Source organism: Streptomyces mutabilis (genome assembly GCF_046628145.1).
GTDB classification, from domain to species: Bacteria; Actinomycetota; Actinomycetes; order Streptomycetales; family Streptomycetaceae; genus Streptomyces; species Streptomyces mutabilis.
The window spans coordinates 6,238,123-6,264,557 of record NZ_CP176874.1; the positions used below are offsets into that span (position 1 = coordinate 6,238,123).

Sequence of the window (26,435 nt, forward strand, 5' to 3'; positions counted from 1 at the left end):
CCGGGGAGTGTTCAGCCGGCCGTGGCGTCCAGCGCCACGGCCGGCGCGTTGACCGGGCGCGGCACGCCCGTCGGGCCGAGGACGAAGAGCGGGACGCCCAGCAGATCGGCACGGGCGCGGGCCTCCTCGGCGTACCCGGCGAGGGAGAAGTAGACGCAGCTCGCGGACTCCGCCATCGCCGTCAGCCACAGGCACTCCACGTCCCGCGCCGAGGCCGGGCCCACCGTCGGGTCCACCTGGACCACGAGGCCGGGTGCGGCCAGCCCGATGCCGGCCACGGGCCGCTGGTCGGCGCGGCGGACGTCCCGGTGTCCCAGCCCGCGCAGGTACAGGACGGCGGCGGTGACCGCGTCCCGGGCGGTGCGGATCGGGACCGAGCGGTGGGCCGGAACCCGCGAGCCCGGCGTCCGTCCGGACCGGCCCGGGGCCGCCCGGTCCACCGGCACGCAGAGCACCGTGCCGCACGGGCAGCCCAGTTCCGGCCGCGGCCACCGGCTCTCGGTGCCGCAGGCCGCGCAGCGCACCCCTATCCACTCCTCGTCCCACGAGCGGTGGGTGACCGCGGTGGCGGCCCGGCGCGGATCGAGCTCCGGGGTCACGGGCTCCCCGCACGCACAGGGATACGACGGTGCCGTGTAGCGGTGCCGACGCCCGCAGGCTGTGCAGCACACCGAGACGGTCTCGGACATGCCCCCATCGTCCTCCCTTGACGGCCCTCGGCCGCCCACTTACATTACTTCCAGATCGTAGAAATCAATTTCCGTTATACGGAAAAGTCTCAGAAGTCGTTACGGAAGAGCTCACCGCGGGGCGCGACGGGAGTGCGAATCCGACAGCCGAAGCAGGAGTACTCGATGGCTCGTATGACCGCTGCCCGAGCGGCAGTTGAGATCCTCAAGCGCGAGGGCGTCACCGACGCGTTCGGTGTGCCGGGCGCGGCGATCAACCCCTTCTACGCGGCGCTCAAGGCCTCCGGCGGCGTCAACCACACCCTCGCCCGGCACGTCGAGGGCGCCTCGCACATGGCCGAGGGCTACACCCGCACCCACCCCGGCAACATCGGTGTCTGCATCGGCACCTCCGGGCCGGCCGGCACCGACATGATCACCGGCCTGTACTCGGCGATCGGCGACTCGATCCCGATCCTGTGCATCACCGGCCAGGCGCCGACCGCGGTGATCCACAAGGAGGACTTCCAGGCCGTCGACATCGCCTCCATCGCCAAGCCGGTCACCAAGATGGCCGTCACCGTCCTGGAGGCCGCGCAGGTCCCCGGCGTCTTCCAGCAGGCGTTCCACCTGATGCGCTCCGGCCGCCCCGGACCGGTCCTGATCGACCTGCCGATCGACGTCCAGATGACGGAGATCGAGTTCGACCCGGACACCTACGAGCCGCTCCCGGTCTACAAGCCGGCCGCGACCCGCGCCCAGATCGAGAAGGCCATCGGCCTGCTCAACGCCTCCGAGCGCCCGCTGATCGTGGCCGGCGGCGGTGTCATCAACGCCGACGCCGCCGACCTGCTCGTGGAGTTCGCCGAGCTGACCGGCACCCCGGTCGTCCCGACCCTGATGGGCTGGGGCCTGCTGCCCGACGACCACGAGCTGAATGCCGGCATGGTCGGCCTCCAGACCTCGCACCGCTACGGCAACGCGACCTTCCTGGAGTCCGACTTCGTCCTCGGCATCGGCAACCGCTGGGCCAACCGCCACACCGGCAAGCTCGACGTCTACACCGCCGGGCGCAAGTTCGTGCACGTCGACGTCGAGCCGACCCAGATCGGCAAGATCTTCGCCCCGGACTACGGCATCGCCTCCGACGCCAAGGCGGCCCTGGAGCTGTTCGTCGAGGTGGCGAAGGAACTGAAGGCGGCCGGCAAGCTGCCCGACCGCTCCGCGTGGGCCGCCTCCGCGCAGGAGCGCAAGGCCACCCTCCAGCGCCGTACGCACTTCGACGACATCCCGATCAAGCCGCAGCGCGTCTACGAGGAGATGAACAAGGCCTTCGGCCCGGAGACCCGGTACGTCTCCACCATCGGCCTCTCGCAGATCGCCGGCGCCCAGATGCTGCACGTGTACCGCCCGCGGCACTGGATCAACTGCGGCCAGGCGGGCCCGCTCGGCTGGACCGTCCCGGCCGCGCTCGGTGTCGCCAAGGCCGACCCCGACGCGCAGGTCGTGGCGCTCTCCGGCGACTACGACTTCCAGTTCATGATCGAGGAACTGGCCGTCGGCGCGCAGCACAAGATCCCGTACGTGCACGTCCTGGTCAACAACTCCTACCTGGGCCTGATCCGTCAGGCGCAGCGGGCGTTCGAGATCGACTTCCAGGTCAACCTGGAGTTCGAGAACATCAACTCGCCCGAGCTGGGCGTCTACGGCGTCGACCACGTCAAGGTCGCCGAGGGCCTCGGCTGCAAGGCGATCCGGGTCACCGACCCCGGCGAGCTGGGCGCCGCCTTCGAGCAGGCCAAGAAGCTCGCCGCCGAGCACCGGGTGCCGGTCGTCGTCGAGGCCATCCTGGAGCGCGTCACCAACATCTCCATGTCGGGCACCAACGACATCAGCAACGTCGTGGAGTTCGAGGAGGTCGCGACCGAGCCCGGACACGCCCCGACGGCCGTCAGGACGCTGAAGGTCTGACCCGTACGACCCGTACGACCCGTACGACCCGTACGACCTGCACGACACGTACGACCCGCACGGCCTCACGGCCTCACGGCGAGGGCGGCCCGTCACCTGACGGGCCGCCCTCGCGCATGTCCGGGGCCGCTCAGTCCCCGCCGCCCCCGCCCCCCGAGCCGCAGCCGCCCGAGTGGTCCCCGTGGCCCGTGCCCCAGCCGCCCGAGAGGGAGTCCTCGTACTCGTCACGCCACCTCAGGAACCTGCGCCGGCCCATGGAGAAGCGCACTCCCTCGGCCGGGGCGCCGGGGACCATCAGCCCGGTCCGCAGCGCGAAACGCGGCAGCAGCACGCGCAGGGCGGCGTCGCCGTGCAGGGCGACCGCGAGCAGCGTGTCCTCGTCCGACAGCCCGTGCCTGACCGCCGGCAACGGGTGCCGCTGCCGCCAGAACTCCACCCGCCGACGGGCGCTGCGGGTCGGCCCCAGCCCGGGGTAGCGCAGCAGCCCCTCCTCCGCGAGCGGGATGCGCGTCAGGGCCACCGCCAGGCGCACGTCCGGGTGCCGGACCAGTTCGCGAGCGGTGAGCGGCTCGCGCAGGCAGTCCAGGACGGTGCCCTCGAACGGATGCAGTCCCTCGGGCTCCGGTCCCGTCGCGCACAGCGTCCTGCGCGGTCCGGTCTCGACGGCGCCCCGCAGGTGCAGGGCGACCACGGCCACCGTGACGGCGGCTCGCGGCCCGCCCCCCAGCAGCGCGATCTCGTGCGGCTCCCAGCCGATCTCCGCGGCACCGTCCATCGCCTCACCCCCGTGTGTCCGGGGATGTGCCCGCCGGCGGGCATGCCTACGCCCGCGTCAGCCCTCGTGGTGCTCGTGCAGCCCCGGCCAGTCGTCCGGGCCGCCGCCCTGCCACTCGACGAGGTCGCTCTCCTCGACGTCGGTCACATAGAGGTCGGCCAGCCGCAGGAGTTCGGCGACGTCGTCGGCGTGCGAGGCGACACCGAGGGTCTCGTCGCCGGAGGTGACCCGGCGGGAGCCGTCCAGGGCGGGGGCGTGGACGACGATGTGCGGGTGCTCGGGTGGGTGTGCCGTTGCCATGCCTCCAGGCTGCTGCGCGGGCCGGGAATCCGCACCCCGTGAACGCCGGGAAGCGCCGGATGCGGGACCGTCCGCATCCGGCGCTTCCCGGCCGGTGAAGGTTCTTCACGTGGTACCCGTCCGGCGGCGCGAGGCTGGGCGCGACAGGTCGTTCGCGCCGCCGGACGGAGTGTTCGGCCCCTTGAGACGGGGCGGGTGGTGGCTGGGACCGCGGCGGTGCGACGGGTCCGCGACGCCTCTCCCCTCAGGTCGTAGGAGAAGCTCCGGGCCCTTCACCACCGCACTGGCTCGCAGGCCGCCGCGGTCCTCGCCCTGCCCGCGCCGGCACCGGGCGGCCACCCCTCATCCGGGCCGCTCCGGTGCCTGCACGGGCCACGTACGGTCCCGGCCTCCCCGCCGGGTCCGTACGCGAGCCGGTGGATCAGTCCTCGCGCAGGGCGCGGACCGCCTCCTCCACGCGCTTGCCGTACTCCGTGTCGGCGGCGTGGAAGTGCGCGAGGTTCTTCTCGATCACGTCGTTGCGGGAGACCTGGGACAGGCCGCCGGCGATGTTCGCGATCAGGCGCTTCTTCTCGTCCTCGGACATCAGGCGGTACAGCTCACCGGCCTGGAAGAAGTCGTCGTCCTTGGTGTGCTGCGGGGCCTCGTGGGTGCCGGTGTGGCCGGACACCGCGAGCGGGGCGGCCAGCGGGCGGCCGGTCTCGACCGGGCCGTCGTACGAGTTCGGCTCGTAGTTCTTGGCGTCCCGGCCCTGCGAGTTGGAGGCCATGAAGCCGTCGCGCCCGTAGTTGGCGGCACCGCCGGGCACGGCCTTCGGGGCGTTCACCGCGAGCTGGGTGTGGTTGACGCCCAGGCGGTAGCGGTGCGCGTCCGCGTAGGCGAACAGGCGGCCCTGGAGCATCTTGTCGGGGGAGGGGCCGATGCCCGGAACGAAGTTGTTCGGGGAGAACGCGGCCTGCTCGACCTCGGCGAAGACGTTGTCCGGGTTGCGGTCGAGCACCAGCCGGCCCACACGCTTGAGCGGGTAGTCGGCGTGCGGCCACACCTTGGTCACGTCGAACGGGTTGAAGCGGTAGTTCGCCGCCTCGGCGACCGGCATCAGCTGCACGTGCAGCGTCCAGGACGGGTACACGCCCCGCTCGATGGCCTGCACCAGGTCCGTCTGGTGCGAGGTCGGGTCCTCGCCCGCGAGCTTGGCGGCCTCGTCGGCGGTCAGGCAGCGGATGCCCTGGTCCGTCTTGAAGTGGTACTTGACGAAGAAGGACTCGCCCTTGGAGTTCGTCCACTGGTAGGTGTGCGAACCGAAGCCGTCCATGTGGCGGTAGGACGCCGGGATGCCGCGGTCGCCCATCAGCCAGGTCACCTGGTGGGTGGCCTCGGGGGAGTGTGCCCAGAAGTCCCAGACGTTGTCCGGCTCCTGGCGGCCCGAGAACGGGTCGCGCTTCTGCGAGTGGATGAAGTCGGGGAACTTGATCGGGTCCTTGATGAAGAACACCGGGGTGTTGTTGCCGACGAGGTCGTAGTTGCCCTCCTCGGTGTAGAACTTCAGCGCGAAGCCGCGCGGGTCGCGGACCGCGTCCGCGCCGCCGAGCGAGTCCGCCACGGTGGAGAAGCGCAGGAAGACCTCGGTGCGCTTGCCGACGCTGCTCAGGAAGTCGGCGTGCGTGTAGCCGGTGACGTCGTCGGTCACCTCGAAGTGGCCGTAGGCGCCCGAGCCCCGGGCGTGCACGACGCGCTCCGGGATGCGCTCGCGGTTGAAGCGGGCCAGCTTCTCGATGAGGTGCTGGTCCTGGATGAGGAGGGGACCGCCGATGCCGGCGGAGGCGGAGTTCTGGTTGTCGGCGACCGGGGCGCCGGACTCTGTCGTGAGCACGCGCTGCGACATCGGGGACCTTCCGTGCGAGGGGTCAGCGGAAAACTATTTCCGCTTCGTGGAGCCTAAGTTCGGGTGACAGGCACGTCAACAGTTTGTTGAAGTGGGATCCGGGCGGCGCCGCCGCTCGGGCGCGACAGGACAGGTGTCAGCGACGGCGCCGCCCGGAGGTCTGGTGGCCCGCGGTCCGTCAGACCTGGGCGCCGGACAGCCGCTCCACGGCCCGCAGCAGGGCCGAGTGGTCCAGGCCGCCGTCGCCCTGGGCGCGCAGCGAGGCGACCAGCTGGGCGACCACGGCGCCGACCGGCAGCGCGGCGCCCACGTTGCGGGCGGCGTCGGTGACGATGCCCATGTCCTTGTGGTGCAGGTCGATGCGGAAGCCCGGCTTGAAGTCGCGGGCCAGGAAGTTGTCCTTCTTCCGCGTCAGCACGGTCGAGCCGGCCAGGCCGCCGTTGAGGACGTCGAGGGCGGCCTTAAGGTCCACGCCCGACTTCTCCAGGAAGACCACGGCCTCGGCGCACGCCTGGATGTTCACGGCGACGATCAGCTGGTTGGCGGCCTTCACGGTCTGGCCCGAGCCGTGCGGACCGCACAGCACGATGGTCTTGCCCAGCGCCTCCAGCAGCGGCTTGGCCTCGTCGAAGTCGGCCTGCTCGCCGCCGACCATGATGGACAGCACGGCCTCGATGGCGCCGGCCTCGCCGCCGGACACCGGGGCGTCCAGGACGCGGATGCCCTTGTCCTTCGCGGCCTTCGCGAGGTCGACGGAGGTCTGCGGGGTGATCGAGGACATGTCGATCAGCAGGGCGCCGGACTTCGCGTTCTCCAGGATGCCGTCGGGGCCGTAGGCGATGGCCTCGACCTGCGGCGACGCGGGCACCATGGTGACGACCACGTCGGCGTCGCGCACGGCCTCGGCGATCGAGCCGGCCGCGGTGCCGCCGGCGGCGGACAGGCGGTCCAGCTTCTCCTGCTCCAGGGTGAAGCCGGTGACCTGGTAACCCGCCTTGATCAGGTTCTCGGACATGGGGGAGCCCATGATGCCGAGACCGATCCAGGCGACCTTGGGGAGCGTGCTCATGATGGGTGCCTCTCTGAAAATCTGTGAAGAGTTCCTGCGGGGTGGCGCTCAGCGGGCCGCGCGGGCCTCGGCCGGCAGCCAGGAGAAGGACTCGGCGCTGGGGTTGTCGCCCGGCTTGTACTCCAGGCCGACCCAGCCCTCGTAACCGGCCTTCTTCAGGCGGTCGAGCAGGTCCTCCAGCGGGAGGGAGCCCGTGCCGGGGGCGCCGCGGCCCGGGTTGTCGGCGATCTGCACGTGCCCGGTCTTCGCGGCGTAGGCGTCGATCGCCTGCGGCAGGTCCTCGCCGTTCATGGACAGGTGGTAGAGGTCCATGAGGAACTTGGCGTTGCCGAGCCCGGTGGCCTCGTTGACCTTGTCGACGACCTCGATCGCGGCCGGCGCCGACACAAGCGGGTACAGCGGCGACTCGGGCTTGTTGAGCGCCTCGATCAGCAGGACCGCGCCGATCCGGTCGGCCGCGCGGGCGGCGAGGACCAGGTTCTCCAGCGCCAGCTCGTCCTGCTCGGCCGGGTCCACACCTTCGACGCGGTTGCCGTACAGGGCGTTGAGGGCCGTGCAGCCGAGCGACTGCGCGAAGTCGGCGGCCACGTCGATGTTGGCGCGGAAGCGGTCCGACTCCTCGCCCGGGACGGACAGGGCGCCGCGGTCGGGGCCCGGGAGCTGTCCCGCGTAGAAGTTCAGCCCGGTGAGCTGGACGCCCGCGTCCTCGATGGCCTTCTTCAGGGCGTCGAGCTCGGACTGCTCGGGGGTGGGGGAGTCGATCCAGGGCCACCACAGCTCGACCGCGGTGAAGCCGGCCGCGGCGGCGGCCGCGGGGCGCTCCAGGAGCGGGAGTTCCGTGAAGAGGATCGACAGGTTGACGTTGAAGCGCTGATCTGCGAAGCCCATCGGGTGCCGCGCTCCCTTCCGTTTCGTTCGTTGTTCCGCATTACGGAAGTTCGTTTCTGCGTAATGGAAGATTGCCGCCGGTGCTCGGTACTTGTCAAGAGGGGGCGGCGTAAAACGGTCACCGCGCGTTAGGTTGACCGGGTGCGATTGAGAGTGGAGTTCACGACCGAACCCTTCGACCTGGACGAGGCGCCCGCCCACGCGGTGGTCGCCCGCGAGGTCGTCGAGGCCGCGGAGCTGGACGAGGTGGACGTCGGCCCCTTCGGCAACACCGCCGAGGGCGGCGCCGACGCGGTGCTCACCGCCGTGGACGCGCTGCTGCGCCGGTCCCTGGAGGCGGGGGCCACCCGGATCTCCCTCCAGGTCAACGTCGTCGCGCCGGGCGCCGAAGGCGAGGGCGAGCGGTGACCCGTCCGGGGGAGGAGCCCTTCATCGCGGCCGTCAAACCCCTGGTCGATGCCATCGGGGGCGAGATGCTCCCGCCGGACGAGGCCGGTCAGGACGACGTCGTCCTCGCCTGGGAGGGGGCCGACGTCGTCGCCGTGCGCCTGCCCCAGCTCGCCGACTCCCTGGACCACATCCTGGCCGCCATGGAGCGCCGGCAGGGCAGGCCGCTGGCCGAACTCGACCGGCGCGCCAAGCAGGAGGTCGTCCGCACCCTGGAGGCGCGCGGTGCCTTCTCCGTACGGCACGGCGTGGAGACCGTCGCGAGCGCCCTCGGCGTCAGCCGCTTCACCGTCTACAACTACCTCAACCGCGAGAAGGACTCCTGACCTGCGCAGGAGCCCCACATCACGAGCCGCCGTCCGGTAACCGGGCGGCGGCTTTCGTAACACCGAATTTTCAACAAGGTGTTGACGCTTTGTTTCCGAGGGCGTTAGCTATCGGCACGCCCGTTCAGCACAAGGCCACGGAGGCTCCCGTGACGTCCACTTCCGCGTCGGGCCTGGCCCGTTTCAACGCCCTCGAGGAGTCCGCGGCACTCGCGGAACTCCACGAGGCGTGTGCCTCGACGGCGTGGGCCCGGCACCTGCTCGCCGCCCGCCCCTACGCCACCGTCGAGGACCTGTACGCCGCGAGTGACGCCGCCATGGCCGAGCTGACGGCGGACGACCTCGCCGAGGCGATGGCCGGGCACCCGCCCATCGGCCGCCCCAAGCCGGGCGACCCGACCTCCTCCCGCGAGCAGGCCGGCATGGCCGGCGCCTCCGAGGAACTCAAGGCGGAGATGCTCGACCTCAACCTGGCCTACCAGGACAAGTTCGGCCACGTCTTCCTCATCTGCGCCACCGGCCGGACCGGCGAGCAGATGCGGGACGCGGTCAAGGAGCGGATCGGCAACTCGCCCGAGCAGGAGCGCGAGATCGTCCGCACCGAACTGGGGAAGATCAACCGCATCCGCCTTTCCCGACTCGTCGAACAGGACGCCTGACCATGAGCACCAGCACCACCGCCTCCGTGTCCACGCACATCCTGGACACCAGCGTCGGTCGCCCCGCCGAGGGTGTCGCCGTCCAGCTCGCCGCCCGCGCCGGCGGCGAAGCGGACTGGCAGGCACTCGGCGGCTCCGCGACCGACGCGGACGGCCGGTGCAAGGACCTCCCGGCACTGCCGGAGGGCACCACACACGTACGGCTCGACTTCGACACCGAGACGTACTTCGCCAAGAAACAAGCCGCGGCCCAGCAGGACGCCCCCGCGCTCCGGGACAGCGAGAACGGCCGGCCCGTGTTCTTCCCCGAGGTCACCATCACCTTCGCGGTGGTGCCCGGGGAGCACTACCACGTTCCGCTGCTGCTCAACCCGTTCGGCTACTCCGTTTACCGAGGGAGCTGACCGACACATGACCCGTTTCGTCCTGGGACAGAACCAGTACGGCAAGGCAGAGAACCGCGTCGTCAAGATCACGCGGGACGGCGACACGCACCACATCAAGGACCTCAACGTCTCCGTCGCCCTCTCCGGCGACATGGAGGAGGTCCACCGCAGCGGGTCCAACGCGAACGTCCTGCCGACCGACACCACCAAGAACACGGTGTTCGCCTTCGCCAAGGAGCACGGCATCGAGAGCGCCGAGGACCTCGGCGTCAAGCTCGCCCGCCACTTCGTCGACAACAACGAGCCGATCCACCGGGCCCGCATCCGCATCGAGGAGTACGGCTGGGAGCGGATCGAGACCTCGAAGGGCGGCGCCCGCTTCGTCGGCTCCGACGAGATCGCGCACTCCTTCGTCCGCAAGGGCCAGGAGACCCGCGTCGCGCAGATCACCTACGACGGCCACGGCATCCAGGTGCTCTCCGGCTTCAAGGACCTGACCGTCCTGAACTCGACCAACTCCGAGTTCTTCGGCTACCTGAAGGACAAGTACACCACCCTCCAGGAGGACTACGACCGCATCCTGGCCACCACCGTCTCCACCTGGTGGCGGCACAACTGGGACGGCATCGACTCGCACGCCCCGGACTGGGACCGCTCGTACAACGGGGTCCGCAAGCACGCGCTCCAGGCGTTCGCCGAGACGTACTCGTACTCGCTCCAGCAGACCCTCTTCGAGATGGGCGTGCGGGTGCTGAACTCCCGTGACGAGGTCGACGAGATCCGCTTCTCGATGCCCAACAAGCACCACTTCCGCTCGGACCTGTCGCCCTTCGGGATCGACAACGAGGCCAAGGACGGCGCCGTCTACTACGCCGCCGACCGGCCCTACGGCCTGATCGAGGCCACCATCCTGCGCGACGGCGCCGAGCAACTGATCCCGGTCGACATGACCAACCTCTGACGCGGGACGCGCGCCGCCGGCCCGGCCACCGGGGCCGGTGGCGCGCCACACCGGAGGGAACACCATGGCACAGCCTGCAACGGAGCCGGCGAAAGGCTCAAGTTCCACCCCGTCACCGGAGCACACCGAGGACGCCGTCACGTCCGTGCACCCGGTCGACGAGAAGCTCCACCCCTCGCGGCTCGTCCCCGCCGCGCTCCAGCACATCGCCGCCATGTACGCGGGCGTTGTCACTCCTCCGCTCATCATCGGCCAGGCCGTCGGCCTCGACATCGAGGGCCGCACCCGGCTGATCGCCGCGAGCCTGCTCATCGCGGGCGTCGCCACCCTGATCCAGACGCTCGGCGTCAAGGGCTTCGTCGGCAACCGCCTGCCCTTCGTCAACGCCGCGTCCTCGGCCGGCATCGCGCCCATCCTCGCCATCGCCGAGACCAACAGCGAAGGCAGCCAACTCCCCGCCATCTACGGCGCGGTGATGGTCGCCGGCGTCTTCTGCCTCGCCGTCGGCCCGTTCTTCGGCCGCCTGCTGCGCTTCTTCCCGCCCCTGGTCACCGGCGTGGTCATCACCCTCATCGGCGTCACGCTGATGCCGGTCCCGGTCGGCTGGGCGCAGGGCGGCGACGAGACGGCAGCCGACTTCGGCGCCATGCGCAACCTCGCGCTCGCCGCCTTCACCCTCGCCGTCATCCTCGTCATGCAGCGCTTCGGCAAGGGATTCCTCAAGCAAGTCGCCCTGCTTTTCGGGCTGTTGGTCGGCACCCTGGTCGCCATCCCGTTCGGCATGGCCGACTTCAGCGGCCTGAAGTCCGCGCCGGTCGCCGCGCTGCCCATGCCCTTCGCCTTCGGCGCCCCCGAGTTCCAGCCCGCGGCCATCCTGTCGCTGTGCATCGTGATGCTGGTCCTGATGACCGAGTCCAGCGCCGGGATGCTCGCCCTCGGCGAGATCTGCGACCGCCGCGCCGACTCCAAGGTCATCACCCGCGGCCTGCGCACCGACGGCCTCGCCACCCTGGTCGGCCCCGTCTTCGGCGGCTTCCCCACCTCCGCCTTCGCGCAGAACGTCGGCGTCGTCTCCCTCACCCGGGTGCGCAGCCGCTACGTCGTCGCCGTCGCCGGCGCCACCCTGCTGGTCCTCGGCGCCTTCCCGGTCCTCGGCGCGGTGGTCTCCCTGGTGCCGATGCCGGTCCTGGGCGGCGCGGGCATCGTCCTCTTCGGCTCCATCGCGGTCAGCGGCATCCGTACGCTGTCCGAGGCCGGCCTCGACGACAGCTCCAACATCATCCTGGTCGCCGTGGCGCTCGGCGCGGGCATCATCCCGCTGGCCGCGCCGACCTTCTACGCCGAGTTCCCCGCCTGGGCGCAGACCGTGCTCGGCTCCGGCATCAGCGCCGGCGCGCTCGTCGCGGTCACTCTCAACCTGTTCTTCCACCATCTCGGCACCCGCAGCCGTCCCGCGGCCGCGGCACTCAAATCCTCCTAGGGTCCTGCCGTGCCCTCCCCGTGGGTACCCGACTCCCCGTCCACGGGTCGCACCGAGAGACAAGGAAGCAGCATGGCGGCATCATCGGCAGCCGATCGCATCGTCATCGAGAACTGCGCCATCGCGACCGTCGACGCGGACGACACCGAGTACGCCTCGGGCCACGTGGTACTCGCCGGCAACCGGATCGAGTCGGTGGGCGCGGGGCGGGCGCCGGAGGGCCTGGAGAACGTCGTGAGCCGGATCGACGCGACCGGACACCTGGCCACGCCCGGCCTCGTCAACACCCACCACCACTTCTACCAGTGGCTCACCCGGGGCCTGGCCACCGACCACAACCTGTTCGACTGGCTGGTCGCGCTCTACCCGACCTGGGCGCGCATCGACGAGCCGATGGTGTACGCGGCGGCACAGGGCTCGCTCGCCATGATGGCCCGCGGCGGTGTCACCACCGCCATGGACCACCACTACGTCTTCCCCCGGGGCTGCGGCGACCTGTCCGGCGCGATCGTCCGCGCCGCCCGCGAGACGGGCGTCCGCTTCACCCTCGCCCGTGGCTCCATGGACCGCGGCGAGTCGGACGGCGGGCTGCCGCCGGACTTCGCGGTGGAGAGCCTGGACGACGCGCTCGCCGCCACCGAGGCCACCGTCCGGGAGTACCACGACGCGTCGTTCGACGCGATGACGCAGATCGCCGTCGCTCCCTGCTCCCCCTTCTCGGTCTCCACCGAACTGATGCGCCAGGGAGCCGATCTGGCGCGCTGGCTGGGGGTGCGGCTGCACACCCACGGCTCGGAGACCGTGGAGGAGGAGAAGTTCTGCCACGAGCTGTTCGGCATGGGCCCGACCGACTACTTCGAGTCCACCGGCTGGCTCGGCGAGGACGTGTGGATGGCGCACTGCGTCCACATGACCGACTCCGACATCGCCGCCTTCGCCCGCACGAGGACCGGCGTCGCCCACTGCCCTTCCTCCAACGCCCGCCTGGCCGCGGGCATCGCCCGGGTCCCCGACCTGCTCGCCGCCGGCGTCCCGGTCGGCCTCGGCGTCGACGGCACCGCCTCCAACGAGTCCGGCGAGCTGCACACCGAACTCCGCAACGCCCTGCTGGTCAACCGCCTCGGCGCCCACCGCGAGGCCGCGCTGACCGCCCGCCAGGCCCTGCGCCTGGGCACGCACGGCGGAGCCCAGGTCCTCGGCCGCGCCGCCGAGACCGGCTCGCTGGAGGCGGGCAAGCTCGCCGACCTGGTGCTCTGGCGGATGGACACGCTCGCCCACTCCTCCATCGCCGATCCGGTGACCGCCCTGGTCCTCGGAGCCGCCGCGCCGGTCACTGCGTCGTTCGTGAACGGCCGCCGGATCGTCGAGGACGGCAGGCTGCTGACGGTCGACGAGGACGCCGTCGCCCGCTCCACCCGGGACGAGGCGCGGCGGCTGGCCCGGATCGCCGCACAGGCCTGAACACCGCACAACCGAACACCACTTGATCTCCGGCCGGGAGGGACGGCTCCCGGCCGGTAGCCGTGGACCCGAGCGGGGTCCATGGCGGCCGTCTCCGGGGCGCGCGTCCCATACGCGCGCCCCCGGAGCGGTTCCCGTTTCCCCGAACGGGGTCCGTCCCGGTCCCTCCCCCACTCTCGACTTCGCTCGAGCGGGAGGTACCCCCATGCCCATCCGCACCACCTCCCTGACACCCACGTCAGAGCCGACGTGTAACCGACCGGAGGAACGCCGCCGTGGCCGACCACCCTGTTGATGAGAAACTCCCGCCACTGAAAATGGCGACGACCGGCCTCCAGCACGTGGCCGCCATGTACGCCGGAGTCGTCGCACCACCCCTGATCGTCGGTGCGGCCATCGGCCTGACCGCCACCGAACTGACCTTCCTCACCGGCGCCTGCCTGTTCACCGCGGGTCTCGCCACCTTCCTGCAGACGCTCGGCATCTGGAAGATCGGTGCCCGCCTGCCCTTCGTCAACGGCGTCACCTTCGCGGGCGTCGCCCCCATGACCGCGATCGTCGCCTCCACCGAGGACAAGTCCGACGCGCTGCCGATCATCTTCGGCGCCGTCATCGTCGCCGGACTCCTAGGCTTCTTCGCCGCACCCTTCTTCAGCAAGGCGATCCGCTTCTTCCCGCCGGTCGTCACCGGCACCGTCATCACCCTCATAGGCGTGTCCCTGCTGCCCGTCGCCTTCGGCTGGGCACAGGGACCGAGCCCCGAGGCCGACGACTTCGGTTCGTCGACCAACCTGGGCCTGGCGGCCATCACGCTCGTCATCGTCCTCCTCCTGCGCCGCTTCACCCGGGGCTTCGTCAAGCAGATCGCCGTGCTCCTCGGCCTGGTCGCGGGCACGCTCATCGCCATCCCGTTCGGCGTCACGGACTTCGGGCCGGTCGCGGACGCGAGCATCGTGGGCTTCCCGACCCCGTTCCACTTCGGCGCCCCGCAGTTCCAGCTCGCCGCGATCCTGTCGATGTGCGTGGTGATGGTGGTCTCGATGACCGAGTCCACCGCCGACATGCTCGCCCTCGGCGAGATCGTGGACCGCAAGGCCGACGAGAAGACCATCGCGGCCGGCCTGCGCGCCGACACCCTCGGCTCGGCGATCAGCCCGCTCTTCAACGGCTTCATGTGCAGCGCCTTCGCCCAGAACATCGGCCTGGTCGCGATGACCAAGATCCGCAGCCGCTACGTCGTCGCCGCGGGCGGCGGCTTCCTGGTGCTGATGGGCCTGTGCCCCATGGCCGCCTCGCTCATCGCCGTGGTCCCCCGACCGGTGCTCGGCGGCGCCGGCGTGGTCCTCTTCGGCTCCGTCGCGGCCAGCGGCATCCAGACCCTGGTCCGGGCGAGTCTGGACAAGGACAACAACGTCCTGATCGTGGCGGTCTCCCTGGCCGTCGGCATCATCCCGATCGCGGAGCCGGAGTTCTACCACGCGTTCCCGGAGAACGCGAAGATCATCCTGGACTCGGGCATCTCGACCGGCTGCGTCGTCGCCGTCCTGCTCAACCTGGTCTTCAACCACATCGGAGGCCGCAAGCGGGACGCGGAGGACGTGACCCATCCCATGGAGGCGGGCGAGGAGATCAGCGAGGCGACCCGGGCCCCGGCCACCCCGTGAGGCCGCCACCGGGAGAGCCCCGGGCGTTACCGAGGGGCCGGCGCCTCGACCGGAGGCGCCGGCCCCTTCGTCAGACCTCCAACAGCGCGGGATCCAAGGCCAGTTCCTTGAGTCGCTGCGCCGGATCGGCCACCAGCTTGCGGGCCCCGAGGTCCATCAGTCCGCCGACCGCCTCGATCTCGGCGGCGACGGTGCCGTCCGTCTTGCGGACGAGCTGCACGATCCGGAACGTCTTGCCCTCGCCCCACTCGAAGGCGCAGGTCACCTCGACCTCGTCGCCGGCGAGCAGCTCCCGCCGGAAGCGGATGGTCGTCTCCAGGGCGACGGGACCCACGCCCCGGGCCACGAGATCGGCCTGCCGGATGCCGGCGGCCCGGAGCAGCGACCAGCGGGCGTGCTCCGCGTAGTTCAGGTACACGGCCTGGTTGAGGTGACCCTGGGTGTCGGTCTCGTACCCGCGGACGGTCACGGGAACGGAGAACGGTTCGCTCACGGCTGCTGCCTCTCCTCGCACACGTACTGGACGTACCGACCGACCGATCCTGACATGCGGGCGTCACACCTTCCGCGGGGAGGCCAGCAGGTAACGGGCCCTGGTGCGCGGCTCGGTGTGCTCCCCGACCTGCCAGCCCGCCCGCTCCAGTGTCGCCGCGCAGTCCCGCAGGGCCGTGCCGTCGGGTCCGTACACGGCGACGGCCTCGGGCTGCGGTGTCGCGCGCACCCGGTACCCGTCCGCGCCGTCGGGCCCCGCCGGACGGCACCCGGCCGCCTCCAGGGCGAGCGCGGCGGCCTGCACGAGATGGGCCCGCTCCCACCCGCAGGGCCGGTCCGTGGCCCCGTCCGGATGGCTCATCCGGCGCAGCTCGAGCAGCCCCTGCCAGGCGCTGCGCACCTCGCGCAGCCGCGCCGGCCCGGCGTCGCCCGCCGCGGCCTCCTCCCCGCCGATCCGTGCGGCGAACACGCCTCCGCGGGCCGGTTCGGCGCCCTCCGAGTCACCCCGCGCCACCTCGGCACCCGGCTCGGCACCGGCTCCCGGCTCGGCCCCCGTCTCCCGTATCCGGTGTCCGGCGGGGGTCAGGAAGTGGTCGTGCGGCGGGCGCGGATGCCGGAAGGCGAGCCCTCGCCTCACCAGCGCCGCGAGCTGTGTCTCCGTGCCCTTCAGGCGCCCGGACACGGGGTCGGCGGCGGCGATGACACGCCGCTGCGCCGCGGTCGGCGACAGTGCCACGGCGTCCTCCCTCCCTCACACCGGTCACGCCTTCGAAGACTACGACGGAGGTCTGACATTCCAGGCGGCGATCACCGGCCGGCTGTGCTCCGTGCCCAGCCGGCACAGGGTCCCGGTTCCCAGCTGGAACAGGGCGCCGTCGGACGGCGGAAGTCCCAGGTACCGGGCGGTCAGCACCCGCAGGAAGTGTCCGTGCGCCACCAGCACCACGCACCCCTCGCTGTTGGCGAACGCGGCCTCCACCCTGGCCAGCACCCGGTCGGCCCGCTCGCCGACCTGCTCGGGAGTCTCACCGGGACGCTCCGGCGGTCCGGGCTCGACCCCGTCCGTGAACAGGAACCAGTCCGGCCGGCTCCGGTGGATCTCGACGGTCGTGATCCCCTCGTAGCCGCCGTAGTCCCACTCGTGCAGGTCCGGATCGACGCGCGCCTCGTCCCGCAGCCCGATCAGCTCGGCGGTCTCCCGGGCCCGCTGGAAGGGGCTGACGAACGCGGCCCCGATGCGGTGCGACCGGATCAAGGGCACCAGACCGCGCGCCTGCTCCCGTCCGTGCTCGGTCAGCGGAACGTCCGTGAGTCCCGTGTGCCGCCCGGACCGCGACCATTCGGTCTCGCCGTGCCGGACCAGAAAGAGATCACCCATGGCTCCAGGCTACGGCGGAGGTCTCCCGCGCTACTGCCGGTACCCGCTCAGGAACCGGCCGATCCGCCCGATGGCCGCCTCCAGGTCCTCCGCGTGGGGCAGCGTCAGGATGCGGAAGTGGTCGGTGCCCGGCCAGTTGAAGCCGGTGCCCTGGACGACCTGGATCTTCTCGCGCAGCAGCAGGTCCAGGACGAAGCGTTCGTCGTCGTGGATCGGGTGCACCTTCGGGTCGATGCGGGGGAAGGCGTACAGCGCGCCCTTGGGCTTGACGCAGGACACCCCCGGGATCTCGTTCAGCTTCTCCCAGGCCACGTCCCGCTGTTCGCGCAGGCGTCCGCCCGGCGCGGTCAGCTCGCGGATGGACTGCCGGCCGCCGAGCGCGGCCTGGATGGCGTACTGGGCGGGCGCGTTGGCGCACAGCCGCATGGAGGCCAGCATGGTCAGGCCCTCCAGGTAGTCCTTCGCGTGCTGCTTCGGGCCCGTCACCACCAGCCAGCCGGAACGGAAGCCCGCCACCCGGTACGTCTTGGACAGGCCGCAGAAGGTGAGGACCACCAGGTCGGGGGCGAGGGCCGCGGCCGAGTGGTGGACGGCGTCGTCGTAGAGGATCTGGTCGTAGATCTCGTCGGCGAAGACCATCAGGCCGTGCCGGCGGGCGAGGTCGAGGATGCCCTCGACGATCTCCTTGGGGTAGACCGCGCCGGTGGGGTTGTTGGGGTTGATGATGACGACCGCCTTGGTGCGGTCGGTGATCTTCGACTCCATGTCGGCCAGGTCCGGGTACCACTCCGCCTGCTCGTCGCAGAGGTAGTGCACCGCCTTGCCGCCCGCGAGGGTGGTCACCGCCGTCCAGAGGGGGAAGTCGGGGGCGGGGATCAGCACCTCGTCGCCGTCCTCCAGCAGGGCCTGTACGGCCATGGAGACCAGCTCGGACACGCCGTTGCCGAGGAAGACGTCGTCCACGTCCACCTCCAGGCCGAGGGCCTGGTAGCGCTGGGCGACGGCCCGGCGGGCGGAGAGGATGCCCCGCGAGTCGGTGTAGCCGTGCGCCTGCGGCAGCATCCGGATCATGTCCTGGACGATCTCCTCCGGCGCCTCGAATCCGAAGAGCGCCGGGTTGCCGGTGTTCAGGCGCAGCACGCTGTGCCCCGCCTCCTCCAGCGCGTTGGCGTGTTCGATGACCGGGCCGCGGATCTCGTAACAGACCTCGCTGAGCTTGTTCGACTGCCGGAACTCCATGAGCCGCTACCCCTCCGGTATCTGGTGTTGCTTGGTTTTACCAAGTAGGAGCTTGGAAAGTCCAACAACTTGTCTACACTGCGTCGCATGTCACCTCGCCGAAGCTACGACCAGTACTGTTCCGCCGCCCGCGCGCTCGACGTCGTCGGCGACCGCTGGACCCTGCTGATCGTCCGGGAGCTGCTGGCCGGTCCGCGGCGCTACACCGACCTGCACGCCGACCTGCCCGGCGTCAGCACGGACGTACTCGCCTCACGGCTCAAGGACATGGAGCGCGAGGGCCTGACGACCCGCCGCCGGCTGCCCCCGCCGGGAGCGGCGTACGTCTACGAACTCACCGCGCGCGGCAGCGGGTTGCTGCCGGTGCTGGAGGCGCTCGGCGCCTGGGGCGCCGGCGAGCTGGGGGAGCGGCGGCCCACCGACGCCGTACGGGCGCACTGGTTCGCGCTGCCCCTCAGGCGGGCGCTGCGGGAGGCCGGGGCGGGGGAGGGGACCGTCGAAGTCCGGCTGGAGGAGGGGACCTTCCACCTGAACGCCGGGGACGGAGAGGGCGGGCCCGTGTACGGTGACGGACCCGCGGCCGGGGAGCCCGACGCCCGGCTCACGCTGGACGCCCGGACCTGCGCGGCCGTCTGCCGCGGGGAACTCGGGCTGCGGGACGCCGTGCGCGAGGGCCGGCTCGACGTGGCGGGCGAGGGCACGGCGGCGAAGGCGCTCAGGGAGGCGTGAAAGGGCGGGAGGCCCGCTCCGAGGCGGGCCTCCCGCGCAGCGCGTCGGTCGTTCAGGCGCCCGGCGGCACCCGTGAGGGCCGTCCCGACCCGCGGGTCAGGGCGTAGCCGCCGACACCCGCGAGCGCGGCGAGCACGCCGCCGACGCCGGTCCACACCCACCGGTCGGACCACCAGCCGGAGGACCAGCCGTCCTCGGGCTCGATCGCGGACAGCACGGCGCCGCCGTCCTCCTCGTCCTCGTCCGCACCGGACTTCACCGCCACGCCCGGCACCAGCGGCTCGGACAGCGAACCGTCCACCGCCGCCGCCCCGCCCATGTCCTTCGAGTCGACCTCGATCTCGGCGCCCACCCGGGCACCGAGGTCGGAGGTGGGCAGGTCCACGACCGTCAGCCGGACGTAGTACGTGCCCGGCAGCGGGTCGTTGGCCCACGGCTCGGACCAGGCGCGGACGGTGCGCAGGACGCAGGCCAGTTCCACGGAGGACGCGTCCGCCGCCGCGGTGCGGGTCTGGGCGCCCCACTGGCAGGCCTGGCGCCGGCGCAGACCGTCGTACACGTCGACCCGCCAGGTCTGGGCCGCGTGGGTCTCGGGCAGCCTCACCGTGGCCCGCACGGTGGGACGCTGCCCGGCGTCGGCGGGGAACGACCAGTAGAGGTAGTCGCCGGCGGCACCGTTCGCCGTCGCCCGCTGTCCCTGCTCGATCTCGGTCGCCGTCCGGAAGGAGGTGCCCGCCGTCGTCGGCGCGTCACCGTCCCCGGACGGGCTCGCGGCGGGGGAGGAATCGGCCGCCGCCGGGGTCGCGGCGAGGCCCAGCAGCACGGCGGCCGTGCTCAACGCTCGTACAACACGCATCAGTTGGCCCTCCAGACCGCGAACCGCCAGCGCGACAGCCAGCCCCACAGCAGACCGGCGAGGAAGCCGAAGATCACGAGCACGCCGAGCAGCCACCAGCCGCGCCCGAGACCGAAGGAGGCCACGTCGTCGGCGTCGGTCGGCCCGTCCACGACGTCGACGGTCAGCTCCAGCGGCAGCCCCGGCGTGGTCTTCACACCGGAGACGGGCGAGAAGGAGTTGGTGACCTGGAGGCACACGGTCTCGGTGGCCGGCTTGTCCCCGTCCGCGTCGTCGCGCTCGGCCTTCGGGTACCGAAGCCCCGTCGAGACCACGTCCGTACGGCCGTTGCCCGCCGCCTCACCGCGCACGATCTCCCGGCCGTGCACCGTCACCGCCCGCAACAGCACCCCGTGGGACGGGTTCACGGCGCGGTCGGCGCCGACGCTCACCGCGGCGCGCAGCTCCTGACCGGGCAGCACGTCCACCCGGTACCAGCGCTGCTGCCCGAACTCCTCACGGTCGGTGTACAGCCCCGACTTCAGCGTGGGCGCCTTCGCGCACGTGTCCGCGCCCGTGGTGGCGACCGGCGTCACCACTGGGTCGGCCGCGCGCTCCACCAACTGGTTGACCCGGTCGGTGAGTTCGTCGGTGTGCTCGACGGAGGTGTACGTCCCGCCGGTCGCCTCCGCGATGCAGCTGAGCTGCTGCCGCATCTTGGCGTTGGGGACCAGGCCGAGCGTGTCGATGGTCAGCCCGATGCCCTTCGCGGCGATCTCGCGCGCCACCTCGCACGGGTCGAGCGGGGCGCAGGTGTCCTCGCCGTCGCTGATCAGCACGATCCGCTTGGAACCGTCGCCGCCCTCGAGGTCGTCGGCCGCCGCGAGCAGCGCGGGACCGATCGGCGTCCAGCCGGTCGGCGACAGCGTCGCCACCGCCGTCTTGGCCTCGGTGCGGTCCAGCGGGCCCACCGGGTAGAGCTGCGCCGTGTCCTTGCAGCCCCTCTTGCGGTCGTCGCCCGGGTAGTCGGCGCCCAGCGTCCGGATGCCCAGTTTCACCTCCTCCGGCGTCGCGTCGAGCACCTCGTTGAACGCCTGCTTGGCCGCGGCCATCCGCGTCCCGCCGTCGATGTCCCGCGTCCGCATCGAACCGCTGACGTCGAGCACGAGGTTCACTTTCGGCGCGTCCTCGCCGGTGGGTTCACCGGCGGCCGCGCCGGACGGGAACGCCGTTCCCGCCGCCAGCGCGGCGAGCAGGGCACACGTGCCCGCCACCAGCCGTGTTCTTGTGATCATCGGCGGATCTTATTGATCACTGGTGCCGGGCTCCAAAACGAGACCGCGCGGACGCCCCGACTTCACCCCAGGTGCAGCGGATTGGGCAGGCGGGCCCACAGATCCCCGGTGCCCTCCGGCGAAGTGCGCATCAGCGTCAGCGCCTTGACCGGCAGCGGCTCCTCACCCAGCGCCATGACGTCCGGCGTGCGCGGCAGTTCGCGTACGACCCCCTCCAGCGCCTCCCGCAGCGCCGGACCCGAGCCCGCGGTCGCCGCCAGCGCACCTCCCACCAGCGAACCGAACAGCTTGCGGCGCAGCACCACCGGGTCGTCCGTGAGCATGCGCGGCGGCAGTCCGGGGGCCGCAACGCCGTGCCGCGCCAGGCGCGCCGGGCTCACCCGGATGTCGGCGAGGTCGCGGTAGACCAGACGCAGCGGGTCACCCTCCGCAGACAGCACCACGAGGAGGTTCTGGCCGTGCGCCTCCAGGGCCACGCCCAGCTCCAGCGCGCGCAGTCCGACGGTGAGCGCGAGTCTGGCGAACGCGGCAGGCCATCCGGGGCGGCGGGGCAGTGCGGTGGTGGCGAGGGCCGCCACCGGGACGACGTGCTCGCCCCGGTCCGCGTACACCCGCGGCGATTCGCGCAGGACGGCGGCCAGGTCGGGGGAGTGGGCGGTGGCCGCGCCCAGGGTGCGGGTCATGTGGAGCAGGCCGTCCATGCGCGCCGCCAGCTCCTCGCCGAACGACGACAGGGTCGCGGACGCGGCGATCGAGGCGACCGAGATGTCCCGCACGGAGGAGGTGAGCCGGGCGCCGAGCGCGGTCTTGACGTGCGGCCCGCCGGGCACGGCGAGGGTGCGCAGGGACATCAGCGGACGGGCGGCGATCCGCTCCTCGCAGGGCCGCTTCAGCACGTGCGCCGCCTGCCAGGGATGCACCGGGAGCAGCACCTTCCCCCCGTCCCGCAGGTCCCGCGGCCACACTCCCGTCACCAGGCACCCGGACGCCGGCACCGGCACCAGGCCCAGCCCCACCACCGGCCGGTGCTCGGGCCCGTACGCGAGCTGGTCCGCCACCGAGAAACCCGGACGGGAACGGCAGCCCGGATGGTAGGGATGCCCGTCCACCACCCGCTGCTCCCAGCCCCAGTCGCTGTCCGGCCACTCGTCCGGGTGATTCTCCCGGGCCGTCCGCGACAGCGCCAACGACGCGACGCTGTGCCCGAGTTCCCCGGCGAACCCCGCCGAGTGCGGTACGGCGAGATCCGTGGTCAGCCGCGCCGGATCGTCGTAGGGAACCTCGTCGAGGTGCACGACGCGGACGTACGCGTCCGTCCGGTACGGGTCGGCGGCCGGGCCGGCCAGCCGACGGCCGTCCCGGAGGCGCAGGACGAGCCCGCCCCGCGCGGCGTCCCGGCCCGCGACCCAGGGCAGCGGTTCATGGGCGAACGCCCGCCACAGCCGGGTCAGCACGGCCGCGCGGGCACCGGGCAGCCCGGCCGTGAACCCGGGGAGGAGATCCGGACGGACGGCGGCCAGTTCCTCGGCGACCTCGGCCTCTGCGGTGGGGGGACGATGCACGGGCGGGCTCCTCGGGTACGGGTAGGAGGTCACGGCACAGGGACGACGACAGACATACTGATCGTCTCCGCCTCTCCGCCATGGACAGACCGTAGGGAACGAGTGGAACGCGTGGATTTCCTGCCCCGGCCCACCGGCGCCGACGCCGCCTTTCCGAGCGTCGCCGAACGTGCCGACGCCTACGCGACGGTGCCGCTGCTCAACTGCCTGCTCCGCGAGGTGGCCGAACCGCTGCCGGGCCCGGACCGGGACCCGGAGCCGGACCGGGACCCGTACCCGCGGCGGGTGTACCGGCTGCCCGGCGGAAGACTGCTGCGGGTGCGCGCGGGCCGCCGCCCCGCCGAACCGGAGGTCGGCACGGCGGCGGGCGGCTGGCACCCCGTCGGCCACCCCGAGCTGGTGAAACTCGTCGCGGAGGAACTGCGCCGCCACACCGGCCAGTCCAACCACGAACTGCCCACCGAGATGACCGACAGCCGGGACGCGGTGGCCGCCCTGCTGACGGCACGCGCGCGGGCGACCCCGCCCCAGGACCCCTACCTCCGCTCCGAACAGGCCCTGATCACCGGCCACACCCACCACCCCGCCCCCAAGGCGCGCGGCGGGGGCCCGCACGCCGGCTGGCTGCCGTACGCGCCCGAGGCACACGCCCGTTTCCCGCTGACCCTGCTCGCCGTGCGCGAGGACACGGTGGTCGAGGAGGGCGACACCGCCGCCCTGGACGCCCTGGCCGACGCCCCGCCCGGGTACCGGGTGCTCCCCGCCCACCCTTGGCAGCTCGACCTGACCGCGGGCGCCCTCGCCCCCGCCTTCGCCGACGGCCGGCTCGTCCGGCTGGGCACGACCGGCTTCTTCGTCTGGCCGACGGCCGCGATCCGCACGGTGTACGCACCCGATGCCGATCTCTTCCTCAAGTTCAGCCTCGACGTGCGCGTCACCAACGACATCCGCCGCCTGTGGCGCCACGACCTGCTGGAACTGCGCCGCACCGACACGGCGGTCGCGGAGGCCTTCGCGGCGATCGGTTCCCCGGCGGTATGGCTTGCCGACCGCGGCTACCGCACCGCCGACTTCGCCTTCGAGGAGCTGGCCGTCGTCGTGCGCGACGGCCTGCGCACCCGCCTGCTGCCCGGCGCGACCCCACTGCTCGCCGCGGCCCTGGTGGAGGGCTTCCCCGGCAGCCCCTTGGCGTCCACCACGGACCCGGAGGCGTGGTGGGCGGCGTACCTCGACACGGTCGTCCCGCCCGTCCTGACGGCCTTCGCCGACGACGGCGTCGTCCTGGAGGCGCACCTGCAGAACACGCTGGTCGCCGTGGACGCGGACGGCACCCCGGTCCAGGCCCTGTTCCGGGACGCCGAGGGCGTCAAACTCCTCCCGGACACGCCCCGCCCGGCCGGCTGGCAGCGGCTGGTGTACTGCCTCGTCGTCAACCACCTCTGCGAGATCGCCGCCGCCCTGGCCGAACACCACCGGGGTCTCGACCCCTGGCCCGCCGCCCGCCGGGCCCTGGCCCGCCACGACCTGCCCGAGATCCCCGCCCTCCTCGCCTCGCCCACCCTCCCCGGCAAAACCAACCTCCTGCTCCGCTGGACGGGCGCGAACGGCGCCGACGCCCGCTACCGGCCGCTGCCCAATCCGCTGCTCGGGCCGTGACCGGCAGGGCCTGACCCGCCTCTGACGTCGTGGTGAGGGGCGACGTCAGAGCGCCTAACTCGTCGACGGCCCCCCGCAACGACGACGCCGCCGGCGTGTGATGTGCTCCTCGGCGGGCGACGGTTGTGTCCGCCGACTGCGCGGCCCGGCCGGGCGGTGTGCCCGGCCGGGCCGCGGTTCGCTCTCGGACCTACTTGCCCATGGCCCTGCGCACGGCGTCCTTGGTGCGGTCCATGAGCGCTGCGACCGGCCCAAGGGCCATGTTCTTCGCTCCGGACTCGACGCCCGGGTGGGGCCGGGTGGGTGCCATGGCCTCGGCGGCCTTGACGGCTTTGGCCATCGCGGCGAGGTTGGTGACGTCGGTGCTGCGGCGGATGTGGGTGAACTCGTAGCGTTCCTCGGCCCGGGCGTGTGCCTGGACGTCCTTGCGCAGCTTGAGCAGCTGGGGCATGAACTTCGGGTCGTCGGTGTCCATCTCGTCGAGCGCGGCCAGGGTCTCCTTGGCGGCCTTCTCCTCGGCGAGACGTTCCTTCACAACCTGCTCGCCCCCGGGGAAACTCTTCCGGGCGAAGGGATGGAGGACCTCTTCCTCGGCGGTCTCGTGCACGGCCAGCAACCGCACCAGGCGGCGGAAGGCGTCGCGGCGTTCCTCGCCCTGGGTGGCCTCGACCTCGTCGAAGAGGTTGCGGATGTCGCCGTGCTGGCGCATCAGCAGGGCGACGACGTCATCGTCCTTGGCTCGGTCGTCCCCGGCGTGCGGGGTCTTCAGCTCGGACATCTCGGCCTCCCCTACTTCTCGCGCTGTGCGGGGTCGGGGTGCTCGCCCTCGGTCTGGACGCGGTACTCGCGGCCGAACATCTCGTCGTGCTGGGTCATCACCCGGTCGCTCGGGGGCGCCTCGCCGCCGTGGATCTGCTCCTGCATCTTCTCGAACCGCTCGTGCGCCTCGCGCACGTACCCGGCACCGAGCGTGGTCAGGTCCATCTGGGTGTCGAGCAGCTCGCGCAGGTACCCCTTGTTCGGCTCGAAGGTGAGCACGTTGGGCAGTTCGGGGGCGAGCACGGAGGCGGGGTCGCGGCCGTCGTGGCGGCGCATCAGGTCGCAGGCGGCGTGCAGGTGCTCCAGCTCCATGTTCAGGTGCAGCTCCCAGATCGCCTTGACCTTGGGGTCGCTCTCCTGCTCCATGAAGGAGTGGTAGAGGTAGCACTCGTTGTACTCGTGGTTGACCAGCTGCTCCCACCACGTCTCACCCGGGTCGACCAGGGACTCGTAGTGGGTGACGTGCTCCTCCTCGATGAGCCCGATCTCCTGGTAGAGCTGACGGGCGATCGGCTCCATGTAGGTGGGGCCGGTGTTCATGTAGAAGTTCATGGTCTGCTGCTCCGCCGACATGATCGTCAGGGCGTGCAGCTTGGAGAGCGGGTTCGTCTCGTCCTTGGCGTACGGGTCGCGGACGTTGTCGACCGGATCGCGGTGGTGGTACCGGGTGGGCCGGCCGGGCATGACCTCGGTCAGGTTGTCGACGATCGACTCCGCCTTGCGGTGCTCGATCATCTCGTACAGGTTCGCGTACCGGTACAGGTGGTCGAAGTCCTCCAGCACACCGAACTGGTACGCCTGCTTCAGATACGGGTCCGGCTCCATCCGCGCCACCCACGCCGTCAGGTCCACCGCGACCTGCTCGTAGGCGATCGTCGTCTCCAGCACCGACGACACACCGGGAAGCAGCCAGTTCACGACCTTCTGCTGCTGCGCCTCGATGTAGCGCACCCGCGCCAGCTGCCGCTTGATCTCGGGATCGACCGTGTTGCGGGCGAGCTGGTGGCTGAAGAGGATCGCCTCGACCTCGATGCCGTTCATCGTGATGATGCGGCAGCGGGTGTACGGGTCGCAGTGGTCCGGGTCGATCGGGTCCACGTTCAGCTCGCGCCAGCTGCGCAACTGGCGGTCCAGCGGGATACCCCGCTGCTCCAACGGATTGAAGGTCATGGGCGGTGCCTCCTGGGGGGCGGGACGAGCGGGGGACTCGTGCGCCGCCGGGGTACCCCGTTTCAGGCGACGAGCACGGACCAGCGCCCCAGTCTGTTCACCACGCGTGCTTTCGAGCCACTGCTCACGTCCGCAGGTCGCTCGATTCCCCCTTGTGGGTCACCCCGACTGGCGGACGCCGTGCTCCTGCGCGAAGCACGGCCGAGTCCCGCCCGTTCCGTCCTGGGCGCGGGCGGTGTGGAGCGCGGAGGTGCAGCACGCCGGGCCCGAGCCGATGATGACGACGCCGCGGATGTCCGTGGCCGTGCTCACCCGGAGCG

General features: G+C 71.7%; 27 protein-coding genes. 11 read left to right on the top strand and 16 right to left on the bottom strand.

From position 1 onward, the window contains the following. Positions 1–11 precede the first annotated feature (11 nt). On the bottom strand, positions 12–689 hold the full coding sequence (locus ACLIN4_RS28095) for a hypothetical protein (RefSeq protein ID WP_107478947.1): 678 nt from the start codon (positions 687–689) through the stop codon (positions 12–14). A 165-nt stretch (positions 690–854) separates the two neighbouring features. On the opposite strand from ACLIN4_RS28095, the gene gcl reads away from it, so the two are divergent. Then, positions 855–2,639 carry a glyoxylate carboligase gene (gene gcl / locus ACLIN4_RS28100; protein WP_289913781.1) on the top strand — a complete coding sequence of 595 codons (1,785 nt, stop codon included), beginning with the start codon at positions 855–857 and terminating at the stop codon, positions 2,637–2,639. A 130-nt stretch (positions 2,640–2,769) separates the two neighbouring features. Here gcl and ACLIN4_RS28105 read toward each other — a convergent pair whose 3' ends face one another. From ACLIN4_RS28105 to ACLIN4_RS28125, 5 genes are all read right to left on the bottom strand, one after another. After that, positions 2,770–3,414, bottom strand: coding sequence for a TIGR04222 domain-containing membrane protein (locus ACLIN4_RS28105; RefSeq protein ID WP_289913779.1), 645 nt, complete (start codon positions 3,412–3,414; stop codon positions 2,770–2,772). A gap of 57 nt (positions 3,415–3,471) precedes the next feature. Beyond that, positions 3,472–3,714, bottom strand: coding sequence for a hypothetical protein (locus ACLIN4_RS28110; RefSeq protein WP_100046163.1), 243 nt, complete (start codon positions 3,712–3,714; stop codon positions 3,472–3,474). A gap of 421 nt (positions 3,715–4,135) precedes the next feature. Continuing rightward, the gene (locus ACLIN4_RS28115) at positions 4,136–5,599 is read right to left on the bottom strand and encodes a catalase (protein WP_290014811.1); all 1,464 of its coding nucleotides are present in this window, start codon (positions 5,597–5,599) and stop codon (positions 4,136–4,138) included. 178 nt (positions 5,600–5,777) lie between these two features. Next, positions 5,778–6,668, bottom strand: coding sequence for a 2-hydroxy-3-oxopropionate reductase (locus ACLIN4_RS28120; RefSeq protein WP_100046165.1), 891 nt, complete (start codon positions 6,666–6,668; stop codon positions 5,778–5,780). Positions 6,669–6,716: 48 nt separating this feature from the next. After that, positions 6,717–7,556, bottom strand: a complete 840-nt coding sequence (locus tag ACLIN4_RS28125; RefSeq protein WP_411576357.1) for a TIM barrel protein — start codon at positions 7,554–7,556, stop codon at positions 6,717–6,719. Positions 7,557–7,697: 141 nt separating this feature from the next. On the opposite strand from ACLIN4_RS28125, the gene ACLIN4_RS28130 reads away from it, so the two are divergent. The 8 genes from ACLIN4_RS28130 to ACLIN4_RS28165 all read left to right on the top strand — a co-directional run bounded on the left by ACLIN4_RS28130 (position 7,698) and on the right by ACLIN4_RS28165 (position 14,940). After that, a complete protein-coding gene (locus tag ACLIN4_RS28130; RefSeq protein ID WP_179342593.1) occupies positions 7,698–7,964 on the top strand; it encodes a hypothetical protein in 267 nt (88 codons plus the stop codon). Further along, positions 7,961–8,329 (top strand): helix-turn-helix domain-containing protein, encoded by a 369-nt coding sequence (locus ACLIN4_RS28135; protein WP_100046168.1) that lies wholly within the window; start codon positions 7,961–7,963, stop codon positions 8,327–8,329. Before ACLIN4_RS28130 ends, ACLIN4_RS28135 begins: the two co-directional genes overlap by 4 nt. Before the next feature lie 149 nt (positions 8,330–8,478). After that, positions 8,479–8,988, top strand: a complete 510-nt coding sequence (gene uraD, locus ACLIN4_RS28140; RefSeq protein WP_290014809.1) for a 2-oxo-4-hydroxy-4-carboxy-5-ureidoimidazoline decarboxylase — start codon at positions 8,479–8,481, stop codon at positions 8,986–8,988. Between the two features lie 2 nt (positions 8,989–8,990). After that, on the top strand, positions 8,991–9,392 hold the full coding sequence (gene uraH, locus ACLIN4_RS28145; RefSeq protein WP_019330152.1) for a hydroxyisourate hydrolase: 402 nt from the start codon (positions 8,991–8,993) through the stop codon (positions 9,390–9,392). Positions 9,393–9,399: 7 nt separating this feature from the next. Beyond that, positions 9,400–10,335: a factor-independent urate hydroxylase gene (gene pucL / locus ACLIN4_RS28150; RefSeq protein ID WP_043378259.1), complete on the top strand. Its 936-nt coding sequence runs from the start codon at positions 9,400–9,402 to the stop codon at positions 10,333–10,335. A 64-nt stretch (positions 10,336–10,399) separates the two neighbouring features. Beyond that, complete coding sequence (locus tag ACLIN4_RS28155) at positions 10,400–11,815, top strand: nucleobase:cation symporter-2 family protein (RefSeq protein WP_411576358.1); 1,416 nt, start codon at positions 10,400–10,402, stop codon at positions 11,813–11,815. Between the two features lie 72 nt (positions 11,816–11,887). After that, positions 11,888–13,276 (top strand): 8-oxoguanine deaminase, encoded by a 1,389-nt coding sequence (locus ACLIN4_RS28160; protein ID WP_411576359.1) that lies wholly within the window; start codon positions 11,888–11,890, stop codon positions 13,274–13,276. A 275-nt stretch (positions 13,277–13,551) separates the two neighbouring features. After that, positions 13,552–14,940 (top strand): nucleobase:cation symporter-2 family protein, encoded by a 1,389-nt coding sequence (locus ACLIN4_RS28165; protein ID WP_289913759.1) that lies wholly within the window; start codon positions 13,552–13,554, stop codon positions 14,938–14,940. 70 nt (positions 14,941–15,010) lie between these two features. Here the strand turns inward: ACLIN4_RS28165 and ACLIN4_RS28170 are convergent, their stop codons facing one another. The 4 genes from ACLIN4_RS28170 to ACLIN4_RS28185 all read right to left on the bottom strand — a co-directional run bounded on the left by ACLIN4_RS28170 (position 15,011) and on the right by ACLIN4_RS28185 (position 18,049). After that, the gene (locus ACLIN4_RS28170; RefSeq protein ID WP_289913757.1) at positions 15,011–15,433 is read right to left on the bottom strand and encodes an acyl-CoA thioesterase; all 423 of its coding nucleotides are present in this window, start codon (positions 15,431–15,433) and stop codon (positions 15,011–15,013) included. A gap of 63 nt (positions 15,434–15,496) precedes the next feature. Then, complete coding sequence (locus ACLIN4_RS28175) at positions 15,497–16,168, bottom strand: hypothetical protein (RefSeq protein ID WP_382088877.1); 672 nt, start codon at positions 16,166–16,168, stop codon at positions 15,497–15,499. A 39-nt stretch (positions 16,169–16,207) separates the two neighbouring features. Further along, positions 16,208–16,810, bottom strand: coding sequence for a histidine phosphatase family protein (locus ACLIN4_RS28180; protein WP_100046175.1), 603 nt, complete (start codon positions 16,808–16,810; stop codon positions 16,208–16,210). Between the two features lie 30 nt (positions 16,811–16,840). Further along, positions 16,841–18,049 carry a pyridoxal phosphate-dependent aminotransferase gene (locus ACLIN4_RS28185; RefSeq protein ID WP_107480294.1) on the bottom strand — a complete coding sequence of 403 codons (1,209 nt, stop codon included), beginning with the start codon at positions 18,047–18,049 and terminating at the stop codon, positions 16,841–16,843. Between the two features lie 87 nt (positions 18,050–18,136). On the opposite strand from ACLIN4_RS28185, the gene ACLIN4_RS28190 reads away from it, so the two are divergent. Next, positions 18,137–18,778, top strand: coding sequence for a winged helix-turn-helix transcriptional regulator (locus ACLIN4_RS28190; RefSeq protein ID WP_411576360.1), 642 nt, complete (start codon positions 18,137–18,139; stop codon positions 18,776–18,778). A gap of 52 nt (positions 18,779–18,830) precedes the next feature. Here ACLIN4_RS28190 and ACLIN4_RS28195 read toward each other — a convergent pair whose 3' ends face one another. The 3 genes from ACLIN4_RS28195 to ACLIN4_RS28205 all read right to left on the bottom strand — a co-directional run bounded on the left by ACLIN4_RS28195 (position 18,831) and on the right by ACLIN4_RS28205 (position 22,470). Then, positions 18,831–19,634, bottom strand: coding sequence for a hypothetical protein (locus tag ACLIN4_RS28195; protein ID WP_107480293.1), 804 nt, complete (start codon positions 19,632–19,634; stop codon positions 18,831–18,833). Continuing rightward, the gene (locus tag ACLIN4_RS28200) at positions 19,634–20,908 is read right to left on the bottom strand and encodes a VWA domain-containing protein (protein ID WP_411576361.1); all 1,275 of its coding nucleotides are present in this window, start codon (positions 20,906–20,908) and stop codon (positions 19,634–19,636) included. The genes ACLIN4_RS28195 and ACLIN4_RS28200 overlap by 1 nt, the downstream gene beginning before the upstream one ends. Before the next feature lie 62 nt (positions 20,909–20,970). After that, entirely contained in the window at positions 20,971–22,470 is a 1,500-nt protein-coding gene (locus ACLIN4_RS28205; protein WP_290014802.1) for an IucA/IucC family protein, read from the bottom strand. Between the two features lie 102 nt (positions 22,471–22,572). On the opposite strand from ACLIN4_RS28205, the gene ACLIN4_RS28210 reads away from it, so the two are divergent. Beyond that, a complete protein-coding gene (locus tag ACLIN4_RS28210) occupies positions 22,573–24,126 on the top strand; it encodes an IucA/IucC family protein (RefSeq protein WP_382025418.1) in 1,554 nt (517 codons plus the stop codon). A 190-nt stretch (positions 24,127–24,316) separates the two neighbouring features. Here ACLIN4_RS28210 and ACLIN4_RS28215 read toward each other — a convergent pair whose 3' ends face one another. The 3 genes from ACLIN4_RS28215 to ACLIN4_RS28225 form a co-directional block, all read right to left on the bottom strand. Beyond that, positions 24,317–24,904, bottom strand: coding sequence for a hemerythrin domain-containing protein (locus tag ACLIN4_RS28215; RefSeq protein ID WP_289913743.1), 588 nt, complete (start codon positions 24,902–24,904; stop codon positions 24,317–24,319). An 11-nt stretch (positions 24,905–24,915) separates the two neighbouring features. Next, positions 24,916–26,115, bottom strand: a complete 1,200-nt coding sequence (locus ACLIN4_RS28220) for a hypothetical protein (RefSeq protein WP_411576362.1) — start codon at positions 26,113–26,115, stop codon at positions 24,916–24,918. Positions 26,116–26,274: 159 nt separating this feature from the next. Continuing rightward, positions 26,275–26,427, bottom strand: a complete 153-nt coding sequence (locus tag ACLIN4_RS28225; protein ID WP_179342481.1) for a hypothetical protein — start codon at positions 26,425–26,427, stop codon at positions 26,275–26,277. Positions 26,428–26,435: the final 8 nt, after the last annotated feature.